Source organism: Pseudobacteroides cellulosolvens ATCC 35603 = DSM 2933, from assembly GCF_001262605.1.
GTDB classification, from domain to species: domain Bacteria; phylum Bacillota; class Clostridia; order Acetivibrionales; family DSM-2933; genus Pseudobacteroides; species Pseudobacteroides cellulosolvens.
This window is the reverse complement of record NZ_LGTC01000001.1, coordinates 2895788-2916366: the sequence shown is the minus strand read 5'-3', so window position 1 is coordinate 2916366 and position 20579 is coordinate 2895788. Positions and strand designations below refer to the sequence as shown.

The following is a 20579-nucleotide window of genomic DNA, read 5'->3' as shown; positions in this document are numbered from 1 at the left end:
AGCAAAATGGATGTCTATAATGCATTTTGCTACATCCTCACTTTTAAATACACAGGGAACTATTACCAGCCAAGTTTGGTTTTAATCTCTTTAGTTAGCTGATCAGCCATGAGCTGATGGGTTTTCAAGCTTGGATGCCAATCCTCTCCATAACCGTTAGTTTCTGATTGTTGAGGGTATTCCATCATATATACTTTCAAGTCACCCTTGGATTTAAAGTCGTTAACAACATCGGTAACATATGATTTGCATGACTCCAGGCCTGATCCCCACATCATAGGTCCTATGGTGCAGAATATATGTGCATCTGGATAATTTGTACGTATCTTTGATATGAGAGCCTTATAATTATTTATAAATTTTGTCTTATCAGGTGTGACTGTTGAAAAATCATTTGTACCTATGTTGATTACTACAGCATGTGGAATATATTTCTTGAAATCCCATTGTACTCCACTTTGAGGAAGAGTCATGAGGTAGCGGTCTTGAATAAGCTGTCCGCCTGCACCGCCGTAGTTCATCGTAATGCCTATGCCGGACCATGCTATAAAGTTGGCACTGGCATTTAAACTTCTTGCAGTGATTGCTGCGTAAGATAAATAGCTGTTTTCATTTTTTGGCGTGAAAGGCTGATCTTTGCTTGTTCCTTCATTACCATACGCACATGTGATTGAATCACCGATAAACTCAATCTTTCTTTCAGGAGCAGGCGGTGGTGCCAAAAGCTTACCGCTTCCGAAGTTAAACCCTAGGAATTGTACTTCACCCTGGGAGGCTTCTGTTCTCTTCCAAAGGACTATTTGATGTTCCCCATTTGTGAGACCACTGGCAAGCTTTACTGTAGACTGGCTGTTTACCATAAAGGGAGTCATGACCTTGCCGTCTACTATAGCTTGGAACCAGTTTTCCCCGGTAGATTTTAAGGTTGCACTTACTTCAGTACCAGAGAAGTTTGCAACGATACTGCTGCCTGTCCAAGCAAATTTAGGTGATTGAGGGTTTGTAAAGTCAAACCTTCCATCATAGCGGATTCCAGGTGTACCTGATGGTGATGAAGGTGTTGGAGTTGCTGATGGAGTAGTCATAACCAATTTAGCAGCAGGATAGTTCTCGGAAGTGTTGCCGAAACGCTTTGCAACAAACAACACATCTTCCATGTTTATAGCTCCATTAAGGTTGAAATCACAGGATTCATTATATTTGGAGTCTTCTTTAACAGCATTGAAGCTGCCTGCCATTAATATAATGTCAGACATGTTGATTACTCCTGATGCGTCTATATCACCAGGCCATATATCAACAGGTCCTTCTTTTGGACCGATTGATATATCGGATTTTATGTTCGTAAAGCTTATATTACGAGCAAGATAGCCTGACTTCTTTATTACCAATGTACCGCTGGTTGTTTCGGGTATTCCGCTAATTGAAAAGAAACCTTCAATATCTGTCTGAGCTTTGAAGGATGTACCGGCTAATTCTGCAGTAAAGCCTGATTTTAGTACTGCGGCTTGCGATTCGTTAAACTTGAAATCCGGTGCTATGTATCCGCTTATTTTGTAGCTTGCAGCTGCGTATGCATGAACTGGGCATAGAGCTACCAGCATTAATGATAAAGAAGCTAAAATCAATGCCGGTAAAACTGATAATTTGACTTTCATCATAAAACCTCCTCTAAGATAATTTAAAATAATAAAATAAATGAGTTTAATTGATTAATCTATATATTATTATCTCATTTTTTGCCTTATATTTCTACAAATTTCATTAATCTTCAATGTAAGTTGGTAAACAAGAAGCAATCGATATACTGTTTATTTTAAGGTTCCATAAGATTCAATATTCACTTTGACATCCACATTAAAAACTGCATCCTTATAAACTTCCTTCCATTTGATACTTTTCCAGTATTTATTGTATTTGCTGCGAATTAACTCTCCGATGCCTATAGGATCAGACCCTATATTTTGTATATATTTTATAAGCTTTTGAACTTCTGTCTTAATGCTGCTGGCTACATTATCCCCCATTGTTTTTTTGATTTCTTGTTTATCAAGGCTATCTTCCTCGGTATATTCATCTATTAAGGCTGTTAGATTCAAGTTGATGTTGATTACAGGTACGTCATTTTCAATAGAAGTTTTTATTTTGCGTTTAATGTCTCTTATTGTTAATACGGATCCCATTTTAATTTTTTCTTCACTTTTGTTTGGGGTTTGACCGTAGTATGTGTAATTGAACTTTTTCTCCTCACCAAGTAAAGCATTCAAGATTATTGTTTGATCTACGTCCAACTGTCCAACCATTTTATCACTGCTGAACAAAGCACATCCTCCTATTACTATATCTTTCTTGGTATATCGTAGTAGGGGGGTTACTGGATCTATGGTTTTTGAATGATACATTATGCTGAAGTTGTATATTCTTGTCTCAGGTACAACACCTCTTCGGCGTGCATCCATAAGCAAGTTGTTAACATAGAATGCAGGCCTTGGCTTATCTTTGAATTCAAGGCTCCACTCCAGCATTTCCTTGGGACTTCCGTCTACTATAACAACATTTGCTAACAAAGGATTTTCAGGATCCCTGAGGAAAAGTTCAAAAAATTCATTTATGCCTTTAGTGGAAATTTCTTTTGAGAAATAAATTTGCTGAATCTTTCCGCCTTGTAGAAGCTTCCCTGATATGTTGCTTATTTTTTCCCTAGAGGCTCTTATAAGCTTTTCTGAGGATGCAGCCATGAATTCAACTTTTTCTTCGGTATCGCGTTCTACAATGGGATATGTTATTGAGAAGAGTATATTGTGATCCGAAGATTCTTCTATACCTACCTGAAGAATAAAGCCTATCTCTTCAAAGAGTTTCTGGTCCCAACATCCTGTTTGCAGTAATAAATTTATACATAAGAAAATTAAAAGAATGTACTTTATAACTTTCATCTGGTTAGCACTCCTTTTTTTCTAATGAATGAAAGAACTAAACATAATACCAGGAAAAGTGAGATTCCCATTCCTGCATTGTTTATTATATCTATGATCATAAAAATCTGGTTGATATCATTAGGTATGCTGCTTAATATAAGAATGGCAGCAAAGAATAAAAAATATGAAACCCTGTTTTTTTTTAGCTTGAAAACTTTTTGCAGCCCATCGAATGCTGTAAATATATAAGACCTAATTGAGCACGCCATTGGTATGTACCAAATAGCTATAAGGTATAAATCAATTCTTTCAAGTATCGGAGCATTATATATCCTGGATAAGTTAAAGAATGGTATGGAAAAAAGCTTTACCAGATTTTCACCAAATACTGCAATGGAAGCAGCAACAACTACTACAAAAATCAAAGTACTTGCTAAGGTGGCTATAAGATACCATTTTAGTACTTTATTTTTTTCACTTATCCATGGATAGAAAAAAGCAATCAACTCAAATCCTATAAATGCAAAAAAACATGTCTTGATACTATATAGTATAGGTGTTATCCCGGCTTCTCCCAATGGGAGAAGAAATGAAACCCTGAAGTTGTCATATAATAAGATTATTAATATTGGAATTATAAGGTAGTTGATCATAGAAAGGTATAGAAACCTGCTTATGCTTTTTAGCCCTTGCCACACCAGGTAAAATGATGGTAGTGTTATAAAAGGAGCTAATACCCAAGGGGGAGTTGTCTGAAGAATGGTAATTCTGATTATGTTGTTAAAAAGGCTTGCACCGGCCACTGTTGCTGTTAAAAGATAAATAACCAATAAGCAATTAAAAGCAAACCCGATAAATTTTCCATAAATCAGTTTATTTATGTCATAAATGGCTTTATCTGAATACCTCCTCATTAATAACATAATCAAAAAACTAAGTATAATTACGATTAAACCTGTTAACAGCATAGATATCCACCCATCATGTCCAGCTTCTTTTGCTAACGTTGCTGGAAGCGTGACAATACCTACACCTGTTTGTGTTATAAAAATTAGAAGTCCAACTTGAAGCGGCCTGATTGTATTATTCCCTTCCATTTTTTCTACCCCTTGTTTGATTTTTTGTCTTGGTGATTGTTGTTCTTTTCCCCATTGCTTTTAATGGTAATCTAAAGATAGTGTCCTTAAGGTCTTTAACAACTAACGGAGCAAAAGGCTGAAAATATGGCTGGCCAAGTGATTGCATACTTACCAGATGTACGAGTGTAAATCCTGTGCATATTACAATACCGATAAAACCAAAAAACGATGCAGCCAATGTGAATATAAATCGCAGTATACGTATCGACATGGACATATCAAAAGAAGGAATAACATAGGAGGCAACAGCAGAAGCACCGACTATAACTATCAGCACATTGCTTACAATCCCTGCCTCAACAGCTGCCTGTCCGATAACAAGACTTGCAAAAACCCCTATAACGGTACCTATGTATGTGGGCAGCCGAACTGCAGCTTCACGGATCATTTCAACCAGTATCTCCAGAATTAGTACCTCAACAATAGGCGGAAAGGGAACTTTCGATCTGGATTCTGCTAGGAATATCAGCAGATTTAAAGGTGCTACATAATAATGAAAGGTAGTAACCCCGATATATAGTGATGGCAGAATCACTGCTAAAATGAGTCCGATAATCCTTAATAGCCTAAGGAATGAACCATGTATCCATGATGTGCTGTAATCATCCGGTGCCTGGAAAAATGATATGAAATCTACCGGTGCTACCAGTGTTACAGGTGTTCCATCCATAATTATTACAACACTTCCTTCGAGGAGGGCAGCCATGACCCTGTCAGGTCTTTCGGTAGCCAGAAATTGTGGAAACAGCGAGAAAGGATGAGGGATAATGAGCTGTTCCAAATTGCCTATTGAAGATAATCCGTCTATTTTTATATTGCTTATTTTGTTGTAAATGCTGTTGACCATATCAATATTTGCAATGTCCTCAATATATGTAACAGCCACTTTTTGGTTTGTCTGAATACCTAAAGTAACAGTTTTGAATTTTAGCTTGTTATTTTTTATTTTTCTTCTCAATATGGATAGGTTTGTCGATAAGGGTTCAACAAAGCCCTCATGGGGACCGCGTACATTTTTCTCGGTAACAGGCTCGTCGATGCTTCTTTCAGCCATATCCGATGCAGTATATGATAATGCAAAACCTATGGAATCTGATACAAAAACAGAATTGCCTGACATAATGTTTTCAACAACTTCATCAGAGTTATTTAAAAGGGTTATTTCATAGCATGGCAAATTAAGAACCATGCTTCTGTTTGACAGCTCCTTAAAACCCATGGAAAGGACAGGCCTCATAAAATCCCTTTGTAGAAGATCCTTATTGACCATGTTTCCGATATAAATAAAATATGCTTCATACTTACTATCTAAAAAGACTTTCTTTTGTACAATATCAGGGCAATCCTTAAGTTTATCTATAATTAATTTTACATCAATACCCTTTGTTTCTTTAGGTGTTTCAGCGTTATCGCTTTTATTCTTTTTCCAATGCACAATAAGCACCTCATTATGAATTAACAATGTTCATATAATATATTGTTTGCAGGAAATAGATTTCTATCCCTGCATTACCAAACAGAAATCATAAATGGAACTATATGTTTTGCAATAATCATTTTACATTTTTAATAATTGCAAAACATTTTCCTTGATTCATATGTTACGAAAAATTCATTTTTATAATGCAAATGCAGACGATTCAACTGCGTTTGCTAATGAAAAATCTTTTTCGTAACATATATTTTAAAATAACTTTTTTACCGATAATATTTTTGTTGATATATTATGTTAAAAATGTTGAATTGCTATATATTTTGGTGTAAAATACCTGCATATTAAAAACGGGGTGGTCGTGTTGAGTATTATACAAATAGAGAATTTATGCAAAAGCTTTAAAGTCCTAAACAGGCATCAAGGCTTTGGTGGGGCGGTTAGAGACCTGTTTTCTAGAGATTATAAAATAGTTAAGGCAGTTGATAATATATCAATGTCCATAGATAAAGGTGAAATGGTAGGCTTTGTTGGCCCTAACGGTGCTGGAAAATCTACTACCATCAAGATGATGACGGGGGTCCTAGAGCCTACATCGGGAAGCATAAAGGTTGATAACTTTGTGCCATACAAGCAGAGGATGAAATATGTCCAAAATATAGGGGTGGTTTTTGGACAAAGGACTCAGCTGTGGTGGGAGCTGCCTGTAATTGAATCGTTCCGGATATTAAAGGAGATTTTTGAGATAGACGATAAGACATATAATACCAATATGGGGTTGTTTAATGATCTTGTCGGACTGGATTCACTGCATAGTACACCTGTAAGGTTTCTTTCATTAGGGCAAAGGATGCTGTGTGATATAGTGGCTGCGTTTTTACATAACCCCAAAATCATATTTCTTGACGAACCTACAATTGGCCTTGATGTATCTATAAAAAATAAGATAAGGGGAGTTATAAAAGAGCTCAACACACGCAATAAAACCACAATACTTCTTACTACTCATGACATCAGCGATCTTGAAATACTTTGCAAAAGGATAATAATTGTAGATAAGGGCTCAACCATATTTGACGGAGATATCCAGAAAGTCAACAGCTTGTTTGGTGCTTACAGGGTGCTAAGACTTGAAATGTCGGAGCAATTTGATTTGGAAGAGCTGTCAAACAAGATAAAAAGCAATTTTAAGTGCAGAAAGCTTCCTGAAATAGAAGCTTCTGAGGATGGCTGGATCAATATAACAATCAATCTTGATGAAATAAAGCTGGTAGATATGTTAAATTACCTTCTGACCCTCTTTCCATTAAAGGATATTAAGGTTGAAGAAGTGCCTACGGAAAAGATCATAAGAGAAATTTATGAGGGTGGTCTTAAATGAAAAAATATTTTGTAGTAACAAGAAAAGTTTTTCTTACTATCACGGTATTTAGATTTAACTTTTTATTTTCTATAGTAAGCAACATGGTTTACATAACTATCATATACTTTTTGTGGAGTTCAATATATGGCTCGGGTGCAAAAAGCCTGAATGGAATGACCTTCAACCAGGTATTTGTTTATTTAGCCCTGGCTTCCACCATATTTTCGCTGTTTACTACATTTGTGGAATGGGGAATGTCAAGGGAAGTTATAGAAGGTTCTATTGTCATGCATTTTATAAAGCCCATAGACCTCATGATGTATAAGCTCTTTGAATGTCTTGGGTATGTGCTTTTAAAGTTTGTCACAATAACAGTTCCTACTGTTTTGGTAATTCTGTTTGTGTTTAAACCGGATATGCCTGTTGGGTTAAACCTTTTGATTTTTCCGGTTTCCATAATACTTTCATACCTGATAATGTTCAACATTGACTTCCTTGTAGGGCTTATATGTTTTTACAATGAGTCTACCTGGGGAATGAGCTCTGCCAAGGACTCCATAGTTATGCTTCTGTCCGGTGCCGTTATTCCAATAAGCTTTTTCCCGGAAACTTTAAAGACTATAGTTAATTTTCTGCCTTTCCAGGCGATTTATAATATACCTTTAAATACACTGATATCCAATAAGTCTGGTATAAGTGATTACATTAATAATTTTCTGGTGCAGATTTTTTGGATACTCTTACTTTTTGCCATAAACAGGCTTTTCTATCGCAAAGCTGTTAAGGTTATCACAGTTAATGGAGGTTAATGTGGAATGAAGCGTTTAAAGTTTTATTCAAGGCTTTACATAAAGATGATATCCCAGTACATAAAAGCCAGAATGCAGTTCCGAAGTGATTTTTATATAAGTACGTTTGCAATGCTTCTGCTTAATATAACGGGCTTATTTACATACTGGGTACTTTTTTATTCCATAAATAATATTGAGGGATGGAATCTTAATGAATTGATATTTTTATATTCTTTTGCACTCCTTGCCGTAACACCCATGCAACTGTTTTTTGACAACCTTTGGGTCATAAGGATATCCTTAAGAAACGGTAATTTTATTAAATATTATTTTAAGCCCATCAACACGTTGTTTTATTATGTCTCAGAGGTGTTTGACATAAAGGGCTTGGGGCAGCTTGTTCTTGCACTTACAATGCTTATTTATTCATCAGTCAAGCTTGGCTTGCACTGGACTCCGCTTAACATAATCATGTTTGTAGTATTTATATTCGGCTCGGCACTTATAATGATATCACTTGCGTTGATGGCGGCTTCCGTTTCTTTTTGGGTTATAGAATCTGTTTCAGTTCTGGTGCTTATTTTCAAGTTGAGTGAGTATGCAAGATATCCCATTACCATATTCAACGGGTTCTTCAGGTTTATATTTACCTGTATCATTCCAGTAGCTTTTATAGGTTATTATCCGTCAAGGTTCTTTTTGAAGCCGGATAGTGTCGATATGGGTGTTTTTGCTACGCCATTTATAGGGATAGGTTTATTTATTATAGCATATAACATCTGGAGGATTGGCCTTAACAGGTATTCCGGCACTGGGTCTTAAGGAATGATTAAAGAATTACTTCCATATAAAAAATATGGTGTCTTTTTAAACGTTGTTATATAAAGTGATATAGACACCATAATTTTCAGGACAATGTCAAGGTGGTAAAAATTTCATGTAAATTTGTTTTGCAATTACTTTTTAATAGGAATCCATATCTCACACCTATAATCGGGAGAATTATAATCTCCTTCAGGGTAAACCTCAAGCTCGGGTGCACAATCATGCTGATATCCTGTAGATGGAAACCATTCGGCAAAAATCTTTCTGGTAACATCCTGTGCAGCTTCAGGCAGAGGACCTACCGCTTCAAATACAGCCCATGTAGCTTTAGGGATAGTAGCTGATACATAACCCTTAGGAAGTTCTTCGCAATTGTTTTCGACCCCTATCATGTAATAGAATTCTTCAGTGTCTTTAACAAAATCGAGACAAATCCCCATAATACCAAGTTTGCCCGCGTTTGAACATGCCCATTGATATGTGCCATCCTTCATGCATTCGTCCCAGAATTTAGGTACCAGGCTGAAGTTTTGGCCGTCTACCATGGTGATTTTAGTTTTTTTGCCCATTACAGAAAAGCTTTCTTTTTCAATAATCGTATAATCCATTTTTTTATCTCCTTTTATTGAAATCTGAAAGGATAATCGTGGATATGCTTTGAGCTTTGCACCAGGTTCTTTTGCAGCAGAAGGACTTATTCCATGCAGTTTGCCAAAAGCTTTAGTAAAAGCTTCGGGAGTTTCGTATCCATACTTGAAAGCAACATCAATGATCTTTTCTCCGGATATAATATCCTGTGCAGCTAGTGTCAGCCTGCGCCTGCGTATATATTCGGCTATAGTGACACCAGTCATTATATGATACATCCGTTGAAAGTGAAATGGGGATGATAAGGCTATTTTAGATACCTTCTCGATATCCAGCTTGTCATTTATGTTGTCCTCAATGTATTCTACTGCTTTGTTCATTGCACCAAGCCAATCCATAAAACTTCTCCTCTCGTATATATACATATTAAAGCTTTTCTGTATTATTTTCCTGTCTTATAATGCTTTCGGATGACAGGTGAAAATTGTTCCATATGCTTTATCATAACATATCGCAGCCAGGCGGCAAAATCATTGTTAAACTTAATGTTCTAAAATGGTATAATGGAAATATATGCATTTAACACAATATCATTTTAGGGGGTATCATGATGAATATACTGCATGGAAAACTGCTCAAGGCTTTATGCATCATAGTAAGTATGGTTATGTTGAATACTTCTATTGTTATGGCAGAGGATGAGGGGCCAAAAAACATTGTTGCTTATTTTACCGAATGGGGTATATATGAAGGTCACAACTTCTACGAAGTATCGGATATGCCATGGGACAAGCTGACTCATATTAATTATGCATTTGCTAAAATTGAGAATGGCAAAATAGCGTTATGTGACCCTTGGGCCGCAATTGACAAGCCATTTGGAGATGACAAATGGGATACTCCTTTAAAAGGGAATCTGGGCCAGTTGATAAAATATAAGAAGCTTTATCCAAAGGTTAAAACTCTTATTTCGGTGGGCGGATGGACCCAATCCATGTACTTTTCCGATGTGGCGTTAACCGATTCATCAAGGCAGGTATTTTCCGACAGCTGCGTGGAATTCATAAGGAAATACCAGTTTGACGGAGTGGATATTGATTGGGAATTTCCTGTTGCAGGTGGATTGGCAGGAAATAAATGCCGACCTGAAGATAAACAGAATTTTACCCTTCTTTTGAAAGGACTGCGTACAAAGCTTGATGAGGCGGGGATAAAGGATGGAAAAAAATATTTGCTTACCATTGCTGCTCCAGCAGGTAGTACTGCCATAGCAAATACCGAGCCAGATAAATACCATCAATATTTGGATTTTATTAACCTGATGACATACGATTATAACGGTAGCTGGAGCAATATGACCAACCATCTTTCACCCCTTTATGAAAATCCTGATGATCCTTCATATGATGCAGCAAAGCAAAAAAACAATACCAACTGGACAGTAAGTGAGTATATAAAGCTTGGTGTTCCAGCCCAAAAGCTGAATATGGGTGTGCCTTTCTATTCAACCGGGTGGAAGGATGTAAATGGAGGTTCCAATGGATTATTTGGAAATGCCAATGGCTCACCTGTGGGAATTTGGAATGAAAGCAGCAGTCCAGGTGGGACCAATCCATATTACTACATAAAGGATGTTTTGGAAGCTCCCGGTTCGGGTTTTACAAAGTACTGGGACAATAACTCCCAGGTGCCGTATCTATGGAATCCATCAACTAAAGTATTTTATACATATGAAGATGAAGTTTCATTAAAAAATAAATGTGAATATGCCAAGAAAAACAATTTGGGAGGCATAATGTTCTGGGAGATCTGCGGGGACCATCCATCTGAAGAGAAGTCTCTTGTTTCGGTAATATATAACAGCTTTTCAAAAAAAGATCCTAAGCCGACTCCCACTGTAATACCAACTGATAAACCATCATATAAAATAAGTGGATATGTCAGGCCTGATTTTAACTTTACCAAGGATTCGGAAGCAAGAGTTTTATCAGGTTTTAAGATTGAATTATCATATAACGGCATTAAAACAACCACTGATGCTAATGGATATTATGAAGTTTCAGGAGTGCCTGCAAGTGATACACCTTATACATTGACATTAACTAAACCCGGATACCTTACAAGGCAGATAAAAAGTGTTCTTGTAAATAATAATGTAAAATTAGGCACAAAAGAGTCACCATTAGACATGTGTGCCGGTGATGTTGGAACAAAAGGGGTGCAGGATAATGTTATAAACATGTCTGATATTATAGAAATTGCCAAAGTTTTTGGCAGTGTCAGCGGCGATGGGAAGTATAATTCCGATTGTGATTTTAATATGGATTACTCTATAAACATGTCGGATGTTATAATAATTGCCAGACATTTTAACATGAGTTCGGATGACTATAAGTGATAAAAATATGGATAAAGTTTTTCATAAAGGATCATTTTAAGCTTTAGAGGCCATGACTTTAGGAAAACAAGCAGAGAATGCGGTTAATGAGGCCGGGAGCCAAAAGACTTTTTTGATGTAATTTGGCTCTCGGGTTTTATAGGTCCAAATCCTGGTTTAATTTAAGCCTAATTCCTTTCGCTTTTTCTCAATATGGTCAACATATATTTTAATGGTTTTTTCTGCATCCAATTCTACAACAACCTTGCCGAGGCCAAGGCTTTCGGTAGTCTCTGTGAGAGTTTTTACCACAACATCACTTCCTGTAATTGATGGAACAGGTGCTATGTGTACCAGCCAACCTAAAGCTACTGCTGTACAGGCATCTGCAACAGCCTTTTGCTCAAGGTATTCAGGTGCACCTATAACCAATGGAAGTTTATTTGTGTCTACATTAAGGGCATCAGCCAATTCTTTTGCAGTATGGGTCATTTTTCCTATATCTACACAAGCCCCATAGGAAAGTACAGGTGGAATTCCAAGTTGTTTACAAACAGCCTTTAATCCTTCACCGCATTCATCTGCAGCATTTGGATTTGTCAGGCCTGTGTACTCCATAACAGAGGATGTACATCCTCCGGACAGTACAAGAATGTTGTTTTCGATAAGGCCTTTTGTAATTTTGAAAATATTGCTTCCGCCCTGGCCGTATCTTGCTGTAGTACAGCCTACAATAGTTGCAATACCCCGTATGTTACCGTTTGCAATCTGGTCAATCAATGGCTTAAAGCTTCCGCCAAGTGCTTTTTTAACGGATTCTGTACTAAAACCAACCATGCAGTCGGATTTATGCGGTGGAATGTATACTTTCCTATTTTCGGACTTTCTTTTCTTGAAAGCTTCAAAGGCCATGTCCAACGCTTTTTCGGCCTGCTCCTTCATTTTTTCAGGTATGAAGTCCAGTGTTTCTGTTCCCTGCAGTTGTATAACCGGATGGGTGCTTAGAAGTTTGGTTCCGAATCGCTTTGCGTAGAGGGGCATTGTTGGAACTGTACAATTGTAATCAAACATGAACAAATCAACTGCACCTGTTGCCAATAGATATTCCTGGGACAGCCACTCGCCTTCCTGTCCGCCATAGCCCTTTTGGTTATGCATGCCTTCATAGTTTATAAGCTGCTGGCCTTCACATACATGACCCAGTATCTGAATTCCGTCTGCACCTATAGACTTGGCTCTTTGCTGGCATTCATCAGTTGAAGCCAGGTCAATTGCTACATGGGCTAATAGAGGCATATGTCCATTGGTAACTACGTTGATCATATTTTCCTTCAAGAGTCCCATATTCTGTTGTTTCTTAACAATTTCCTGAGTACCCATAAGTATTTCCTGAATTATGTCAAGAAGGAAGAGTCCTTGGTATTCATTTGCAACTCCGAGTCTTACGCTGTCCATAAGAAATTCTGTAGGCTCGGAGGTAAAGTTGGTCATACAGCGAGTCTGAGCGTAAGCAACTTCACTGTAGCCGCCGCCGGGGAATAAGCCCAGTTTCCTCCATAAATCCTTGCGTCTTGTTGGAGCAAAGGCCTCAACAGCCTTAGAATGTATGTGGTAAGGTGAGTGGATATCATTTATCACCCATTGGGCAAATTCTACTGCAAGCTTTTCTATAGGTTGATTTGCATTAAGGCCTGCCATGTCTGCGTATTTTTTCAGTTTTTCAGGGTCCCTTATTTTAAGACCGCTTTCAGGGTGTTCTCCTGCAGCCTTCAAGGTGCGGGCTGCCTGATGGCAGTGGAATATGTTTGCAGATGTTCCTATGGTGACATGCCTGTATACAAAATTTCTTGCAACCATTGTATGAGCATCAACTCCGCAGGTACCTCTCGGAACCTTGTCGGATATACGGCAGGGACCGTTGGCACATAGCTGGCAGGATAAACCCTCTATGCAAAATTTGCATTGTATGGGCTGCTGCTGGCTGAACCTGTCAAATACATTTGTCAGTCCGGAATCATGTACTACCTGATACATTTCCCGCATTGCAGGATCTATTATAACATTCATCGGGTAGCCTTCTTTTGACTGGTCGTTTGTTTTGATATGCTCCCTTTGCCAGTTGTGGACTTCTTCCATTGAAGGAGATTTTGTAATACCGTTGTAGTCAATGTTGATCCTGTTATGAATGTCTGTGTGTGTATTGGGATCGTTTGAATCCTCATTGGTGAGCTTGGTACCGAAAGTGGTTTGATCTCCACGCATTGTACCTGCACTCCTGTTATAAGAATCTTTGACGTCTTTATCTAACATTGTGGGCCTCCTTGATTTTAAAATTACTTCACCTTTCTTTTTTGTTATCTTTTGTTTAATCAAACATTAATATGCATTAAGGCATGATTAATTGCGTTAAATTTGAAGAGTTATACAGTTAATAAAAATCTTTGAACAATAAAATAATTGGCTAAATCATCCGATATTATTATTGTGATAATGAAATTCCACAGAGGAAGGTAATAAGCATGGTACAAAAAAAATTGATCAGGGCAATATCATTACTGCTAATAATCATTACTTCAGGCGTCTTTTCAGTGGCAGCTGATGAGAAAGAAGTACCTGAAGCCATTTTTTCCGGTATAGATAATGCATCTGCAGTTCTCAATAATATTGATTACATAGACATAAAAAACTCCAATACCTGGGCTAAAGAGGCTATTTATGAAACAGGGGCCCTTGGCATCATGAAAGGGTATGGTAACAGAAACTTCGGCCTTAACCAGCCAGTAACTAAGGAGCAGGCAATAGCAGCTGCATACAGGGTGGCAGGCAGGGAAGGCGATGCACAAAAGACAGCTGAAGAACTGGATAATGCAAGGCAGCCGGCAGATAAAAAGAAAAACGCCATTAGTATGTGGGCTGACGGTTATTTGCAGCTGGCCGCAGATGAAGGCCTAATATCAAATCAGGACCGTACAGATGCTTTCAATACCGATCCTACAAAACTTATACCTGGAACCAGCTTTTACAGGGCAAACTATGCCCAAAGACAGGAATTTGGAGATTGGCTGGCAAAAACGATGAAAATTGAACCTGTATACGGTCAGGATAAAATTTTCAACTCCTTTATGGACTGGTCAGCAGCAGACCCCATTAGGATTCCATATCTGGAAGGACTGATAAAAAATAATATAATGAATGGTACCGGAAATGGAAGGTTTGACCCTACAGGTACACTTACAAGGGCTCAGGTTGCACAGATAATTAAGAATGGGGAAAAGCTGATTCTTCCAATTTTGAAACTAAATAAAACACTAGGGACCATAGAAGGAATAAAAGAATCCACTGATTCAAGCCTTGGTGAAAGAATAACAACCAATACCTTCAATATAAGAAATGTTAACGGCAAGCTTCACAAGGTGGATGCCCAGTTTTTGACCGATGCAGTGGATAAGAACAAAAATGAGCAGATTGGGACGCCTTTGCCGGGGACGGAGAAGGATTTTATAGTTTATAAGTATGGAAAAATTGGGAAAAGTGATCTTTTGGAATCTGGAGACAGGGTAGAATATATCATTGGGGAAGATAAATCTGTCAGGTTTGTGAATGTTATTTCCAGTGTAAATGATACCAAATATATGGCTGCACAGGTCAATTCCATAGATTCCCAAAACCTAACCATTAACGTAACAAGGCTTATGGACCTTGAATATCCTGATGTGAGTAAGGATGGCAAAAAAACAATTGCAAATGGCAGCAGCGGACTTGTAGATTCCACATACAGGTACAGCAATAGTGTGAAAATTTATAACGAAGGTATACCGGCTGCTATGGAAACGGTTAAGCCGGACTCCATATATATTCTGACATTAAGGGATGATATGGTGACGGGTATTAAAAGTGTAAACCTTACACTAGATGGAGATTTAAGGATAGTAAAAGGGATTGTGGAGGAAAATAATCCCCAGTTAGGCTATATAACCCTATACGGAGAGAACGGTCAGGGTACAAATCCGTCGGGTACAAGTGCATTAAGGACATTTAGCTATGTAAACCCAAATAATATTAATGTGAACAAGAACAGCAAAAAGGTTGGTATTGATGATATAGAACCTGGGGATTCGGTTTTTATGAAGCTTGATGAAAAGATGAATGTCTATGATATAAGCGGTGTTGACAATTATATTTCAAGGTATGCAAGGATAATAGCCCAAAAGCCTTCTGCCATTTTAGTGGAGTATGACAATGGTTCACAGCAGGTGCTGCCTGTTGATGGTGCTGTACCTGTTGTTGTAAATAACACAGTAGCCGGAGTTGATCAACTAAAAGACGGAGACAGGATAAAGCTTATATTGAATCAGACCAAAAAGGATATAGTTGTTAAAGGAATTACCATCAATGACAGCCAAAAAATTATCAGGAATATATACAAGGGTAGCCTTGTGCAGCTAAATGAGACAACGAAGGATTTAGTGCTGCAAAACATGGAAAGACTGTCGAAAGGCCAATGGGAGCGTTCTCAGAATATAGGCATAAGCAAGATCAATTTGGGTGATTATTATAAGCTCTATTCTGGGGATAAGGCCATTGATGATAAAATGGTCAACAACATACTAAGAAACCAGGAAGCTTATATTGCGGCAGAAGGAGACTACGGCGGGGGGGAAAGAGCAGTCCAGGTTACATTCAGAGATAAAGGCAGTCTGGAAACACTTGCAGATGACATAATTGCACGTACAGAAACAGCAGCAGGGCAGTTTGAACTCAATAAAAGCAGTAACAGCATGAACTATGGTCCATCAACAATTATTGTAAAGGATGGGAAGCTTGTCACCGGAAACAGCATTACGATAGATGATGCGGCTTATATAGTGGCTAACAGGGATAATGACACTGGAGATTATTTTGCAGGCGTTATTCAGCTCAATGACAGGATTGACCCAAATGCCTTGACAGTATATAGGGGAAGGATAAAAGCTTTAGCTGATAATAAGAATTTTGAGCTTGAGTCTTTTTCCCAGCTAAAAGGCCAGAACTGGGAATTTGTAAATACGCCCAAAACATTTAAGATTACATATGATACAAAAATACTTGATGATGAAGGTCTCATACCACAGAGAGAATTTACCGGATATGGGGTTGACACATATTTGGGAAGAAGTGTGTATGTAGTATCTGACAATATAAATGCACTTCTGGTCAGTACAGCCCCTTATGGGCCGGACGGTGCTTTTGCGAAGGGCAGTGTGTTTGAGTTGTCAGGTGGAAGTACGGGCTCTGACGGCAAATATCTTACAGAACCAACAGGAATAGTTATAAAAAATTCAAAGGTATACGATATGACAAATCATGTTTGGGCAGATAGCAAGGATATAACACTGAGCCTCCTTAAAAACACAGTAATCATAAAGGATAAAAAAGAAATCAACCCATCCCAGATCCAAGTTAATGATAATCTCAGAGTTTACAAAAAAGGTAAAACTGAAACAGGTGATGGATATATAGTTTTTGTAGAGGATTAGCAATATTTTAGTTTTTTCTTAAAAGGAGTCGGATACATTATGAAAACAAACCTTTGTAAGATACTGATTTTTGTATTTGTTGCAATAATCATAAAACCGGTGGCAGCTAGTGCTGTTGAGGGATATAGCGGATATGAGGGTGGAATATCATCGGGAGAGGTTGCAGGTAAAACCACATATGAATATCAGGAGGTAAATTTTTTGAGCGGCCAGCCTGTGGTCTTAAAAGGAAATCTTACTATAAGGAAGTCCTTTAAGGGAGAAGCGATAACTTCTACATATACTTATGATCTATCTAATGTAGATAAAAGTGCTACCTTAAAGCGGACTTTGATTTATAATACAAAGATAAGCAAAAAGGACAACGGTCAAAGCATTGAAGAGACAAGTATTAGCGGAAAGCCGATTGAAACGGTGAAAATCGGCAACAATACATATACATTGAATGGATATGATTTTTCCAGGACCAACCTGACGGATTTAAAGCCTGCTGTCAATTATTATGCCGGCAATATATCAGGAAGAAAGGTGTATTCTATAGGTACCTCTTCATCAGGAACAGCTTCTCAAGGCAAAGGTACTATAACAGTCGATGTAACAGGAAAGTTCTACGGATATGATCAATACTGGGGGACAACCGAGGTTGAAGAAATAAATTATATAATACAAAGTGAAAAAATGAACGGGACAAAGGTTGAAAAATGGGGGGGAACTGCAGATGTAACATTTTCCACTACAACTACTAAACAGATCAGATATGTTGAAAATAAACCCAGTGAAATAAGCTTTGTTGGAGGATATGTTCAAACACAAAGTAACAGCAGTATCTTAGAGTACAGCTCAAACCTGCCTTCTTTCACTTCAGGAGGCGTACCATCCGACAATATGATAACCTCAAAGGACAGTCTAAAGATTGAGACTTTTCCGGTACAGACAAGGCTGAAGGTTCCCGATCTAAGCCAGCTAAAAGGCCATTGGGCGGAGGAGGATGTAAGCACGCTTTACAGCCTTGAGATCCTGTCAGGCAACGAAAGCACATTTAACCCGGAACAGTATATGAAAAGGTCGGAATTTGCCAGTGCCATTATACTTGCAGGCAAGGAAGTTCCTGTTGACCCAGCGTTAACACCCAAAACAACTGCCAGGACTTCTACGAAAAAGACACAAGTCATCGCAACCTTTAATGATGTTCCAGAGGACCATTCCTATTTTAATCAAATAGAAAGCTCATTTAAACGGGGCTTTTTAAATGGGAAAGGGGCTGGTAACTTCAAGCCTGACGATTATCTGACTCTTGCAGAAGCGGTGGCGGTTTTTGTAAGAGGCTTGGGGCTTGAGGCTATGGCACCAAAGTTTGGTGCTGTCACTACCTTCAAGGATAATGACATGATTCCGGCATACGCTAAAAACGCAGTGAGGGTGGCTGAGCAAATCGGTCTTGTCAGAGGTGATGAAAAAGGGTATTTAAACCCAAATGCAAAGCTTACAAATGCTAAAGCAGCAGCATTGCTTAACAGGTTTATAGTTTATATGCGGGATGGAATCAGGAAGGATTACAGAGACAAATATTTAGGTTTTTAATTGACCAGTTGATTATAAAGTATGATAAAATTAAAATCAATTGATTTTTAATAAATTTAATTATTTGTTTATACCTAAATTATTTTATGAGAGCGGGATGATAGAAATGAACAAACAAAAGATCAGGACATTATTTGCACTAAGCCTTATAGCAGCTATTATTTTAACAAACTGTGCTTTTTTATGGGCAGATAGCTCTAAGTTAGAAGTAAATGCAGACTACATAAAAAGTATTATGGATATGGTAGATGACAAGTACAGGGGAGATATTGATCAAAATAAACTGATGGAAGGTGTTCTGAAAGGTATTTTCAGTTCCATGGACAAGTATACCGAGTTCTATACAAAGGAAGAAGCAGAATCATTTTTTAACACTATTGATGGAGAATACAGCGGAGTTGGAATGGGTTTTGATGAAATTAACGGCAGGTTTATAGTCCGTGAGGTTTATAAGGATTCACCTGCACAGAAGGCCGGTATAAGTGTGGGAGACCGGTTGGTGGAAGTTGATGGTCAAAACTTGGAAGGTAAAAGTTCAAGTGAAGCGGTAGAATTGATTACAGGTAAAAAAGGTACAAAAGTAGTAATAAGAGTCATTAGAGATGGAGAGAAAAATGCAATAAATGTTACTGTAACCAGAGATGACATTAGAATTAACCCTGTTACTACAAGTATCAGAGGTGATGTAGGATATATTAATCTGACTATATTTAATAACAATTCTGCTGATGAGATTAAAAAAGCATTGAAAGAAATGGATGACAAAAAGATAAAGAAAATAATACTGGATTTAAGGGATAATCCGGGAGGCGATGTAAATGAGGTAGTTGAAATTGCAAAAAGTTTTGTTCCTGAGGGATTAATAACAAAGCTTGATTTTAAATCGGAAAATATTACCGATTTGGAATACATGTCTCCATTGAAAGAGAAAAAATATAAGCTTGCAGTACTTGTTAATGAAAACAGTGCAAGTGCATCTGAAATACTGGCAGGTGCGGTGCAGGACACAGGTGCAGGAACTATTATAGGATCAAAAACTTATGGCAAAGCAAAAGTGCAGAGTATTTATCCCATCTTATCCTTGGATGCTTATAAAAAATATGAAGAGCAGCTTGGGGTTAAGCTGGTTATTGGAGATGACCTTGAAAGAAAATACAGCATAGAACCAACTGATGATGAAATGATTGGCTGGATTAAAATAACTACAGGATTATACTATACTCCTAAAGGAAGAATGATTGATTTAAAAGGTATTATGCCTGATTATAATGTAACAAGCAGCAGCACTATAAATGGAGTGGATTTAAGTTCAATCAGCGATTTGAGGGTGAAAATAAAACCACAGTTGAATTCTGAAAGCATTGATGTTTTGAATGCTAAAAGGATTTTGAAAATTTCCGGCTATAAGATAGATGATTTAAACAGCCTAAAGCTTGATAATAAAACCTGTGATGAGCTAAAGAAGTTTCAGAAGAAAAGCGGTCTATATCCTAGCGGTATTCTTGACTTTATAACACAAAAGACATTAAATAATACATACCAAAAACTTGCCATAGAGTCTGACAAGCAGTATTTAAAGGCTTTGGAGGTATTAAAGAATTAAAATAATATTTAATACCATGAGAAATTAGAGCGTTTTGCACCACAATTTCTAACAACATCAGGGCTTAAAAGGAATATCATAGTTTTAAAAAAATAAATAAAAATAAATTTAAATAAATTTAAATAATCTATTGACATGTTAATAAAATACCTGTTATAATATCCTAGCGTGCTGGTCATGAAGTAATAAACAGCAATAAACGCTTGGCGGCGTAGCTCAGTTGGCCAGAGCATGCGGTTCATACCCGCAGTGTCGTTGGTTCAAATCCGACCGCCGCTACTTACGGCCCATTGGTCAAGTGGTTAAGACACCGCCCTTTCACGGCGATAACAGGGGTTCGAGTCCCCTATGGGTCATACGGGCGCTTAGCTCAGCTGGGAGAGCATCTGCCTTACAAGCAGAGGGTCATAGGTTCGAGCCCTATAGTGCCCACCAAACAAGAGATC

13 protein-coding genes and 3 tRNA genes are annotated in these 20579 nt (G+C 37.7%); 10 read left to right on the top strand and 6 right to left on the bottom strand.

Annotated features, from left to right (window positions below; translation table 11 throughout):
- Positions 1 to 62: 62 nt before the first annotated feature.
- From Bccel_RS11825 to Bccel_RS11810, 4 genes are all read right to left on the bottom strand, one after another.
- The gene (locus tag Bccel_RS11825; RefSeq protein ID WP_081927123.1) at positions 63 to 1661 is read right to left on the bottom strand and encodes an SGNH/GDSL hydrolase family protein; all 1599 of its coding nucleotides are present in this window, start codon (positions 1659 to 1661) and stop codon (positions 63 to 65) included.
- Positions 1662 to 1811: 150 nt separating this feature from the next.
- The gene (locus tag Bccel_RS11820) at positions 1812 to 2936 is read right to left on the bottom strand and encodes a Ger(x)C family spore germination protein (protein ID WP_050753403.1); all 1125 of its coding nucleotides are present in this window, start codon (positions 2934 to 2936) and stop codon (positions 1812 to 1814) included.
- Complete coding sequence (locus Bccel_RS11815) at positions 2933 to 4015, bottom strand: GerAB/ArcD/ProY family transporter (RefSeq protein ID WP_036944496.1); 1083 nt, start codon at positions 4013 to 4015, stop codon at positions 2933 to 2935. The genes Bccel_RS11820 and Bccel_RS11815 overlap by 4 nt, the downstream gene beginning before the upstream one ends.
- Complete coding sequence (locus Bccel_RS11810; protein ID WP_050753402.1) at positions 4002 to 5492, bottom strand: spore germination protein; 1491 nt, start codon at positions 5490 to 5492, stop codon at positions 4002 to 4004. Before Bccel_RS11810 ends, Bccel_RS11815 begins: the two co-directional genes overlap by 14 nt.
- Before the next feature lie 358 nt (positions 5493 to 5850).
- On the opposite strand from Bccel_RS11810, the gene Bccel_RS11805 reads away from it, so the two are divergent.
- From Bccel_RS11805 to Bccel_RS11795, 3 genes are read left to right on the top strand one after another with little or no spacing between them, the layout of a single operon-like run.
- The gene (locus tag Bccel_RS11805) at positions 5851 to 6870 is read left to right on the top strand and encodes an ABC transporter ATP-binding protein (protein WP_322787010.1); all 1020 of its coding nucleotides are present in this window, start codon (positions 5851 to 5853) and stop codon (positions 6868 to 6870) included.
- Positions 6867 to 7661 (top strand): ABC transporter permease, encoded by a 795-nt coding sequence (locus Bccel_RS11800; protein ID WP_036944493.1) that lies wholly within the window; start codon positions 6867 to 6869, stop codon positions 7659 to 7661. Before Bccel_RS11805 ends, Bccel_RS11800 begins: the two co-directional genes overlap by 4 nt.
- Positions 7662 to 7667: 6 nt before the next feature.
- Positions 7668 to 8465: an ABC transporter permease gene (locus Bccel_RS11795; protein WP_036944492.1), complete on the top strand. Its 798-nt coding sequence runs from the start codon at positions 7668 to 7670 to the stop codon at positions 8463 to 8465.
- Between the two features lie 134 nt (positions 8466 to 8599).
- Here the strand turns inward: Bccel_RS11795 and Bccel_RS11790 are convergent, their stop codons facing one another.
- Entirely contained in the window at positions 8600 to 9454 is an 855-nt protein-coding gene (locus Bccel_RS11790; RefSeq protein ID WP_036944491.1) for an AraC family transcriptional regulator, read from the bottom strand.
- A 209-nt stretch (positions 9455 to 9663) separates the two neighbouring features.
- Here Bccel_RS11790 and Bccel_RS11785 point away from each other — a divergent pair, with 209 nt between their 5' ends.
- The gene (locus Bccel_RS11785; RefSeq protein WP_081927119.1) at positions 9664 to 11454 is read left to right on the top strand and encodes a glycosyl hydrolase family 18 protein; all 1791 of its coding nucleotides are present in this window, start codon (positions 9664 to 9666) and stop codon (positions 11452 to 11454) included.
- Positions 11455 to 11610: 156 nt separating this feature from the next.
- On the opposite strand, the gene cooS is transcribed toward Bccel_RS11785, so the two are convergent.
- Positions 11611 to 13743: an anaerobic carbon-monoxide dehydrogenase catalytic subunit gene (cooS, locus tag Bccel_RS11780; protein WP_036944489.1), complete on the bottom strand. Its 2133-nt coding sequence runs from the start codon at positions 13741 to 13743 to the stop codon at positions 11611 to 11613.
- A gap of 209 nt (positions 13744 to 13952) precedes the next feature.
- Between cooS and Bccel_RS11775 the strand changes: the two genes are divergently transcribed.
- From Bccel_RS11775 to Bccel_RS11750, 6 genes are all read left to right on the top strand, one after another.
- On the top strand, positions 13953 to 16949 hold the full coding sequence (locus Bccel_RS11775; protein WP_036944488.1) for an S-layer homology domain-containing protein: 2997 nt from the start codon (positions 13953 to 13955) through the stop codon (positions 16947 to 16949).
- Between the two features lie 39 nt (positions 16950 to 16988).
- Positions 16989 to 18530, top strand: coding sequence for an S-layer homology domain-containing protein (locus Bccel_RS11770; protein WP_036944487.1), 1542 nt, complete (start codon positions 16989 to 16991; stop codon positions 18528 to 18530).
- A 106-nt stretch (positions 18531 to 18636) separates the two neighbouring features.
- On the top strand, positions 18637 to 20133 hold the full coding sequence (locus Bccel_RS11765; RefSeq protein ID WP_036944485.1) for a S41 family peptidase: 1497 nt from the start codon (positions 18637 to 18639) through the stop codon (positions 20131 to 20133).
- Between the two features lie 205 nt (positions 20134 to 20338).
- A tRNA-Met gene (locus tag Bccel_RS11760) sits at positions 20339 to 20412 on the top strand.
- 5 nt (positions 20413 to 20417) lie between these two features.
- Positions 20418 to 20489: transfer RNA gene (locus Bccel_RS11755), tRNA-Glu, on the top strand.
- Between the two features lie 3 nt (positions 20490 to 20492).
- Positions 20493 to 20568, top strand: a tRNA-Val gene (locus Bccel_RS11750).
- Positions 20569 to 20579: the final 11 nt, after the last annotated feature.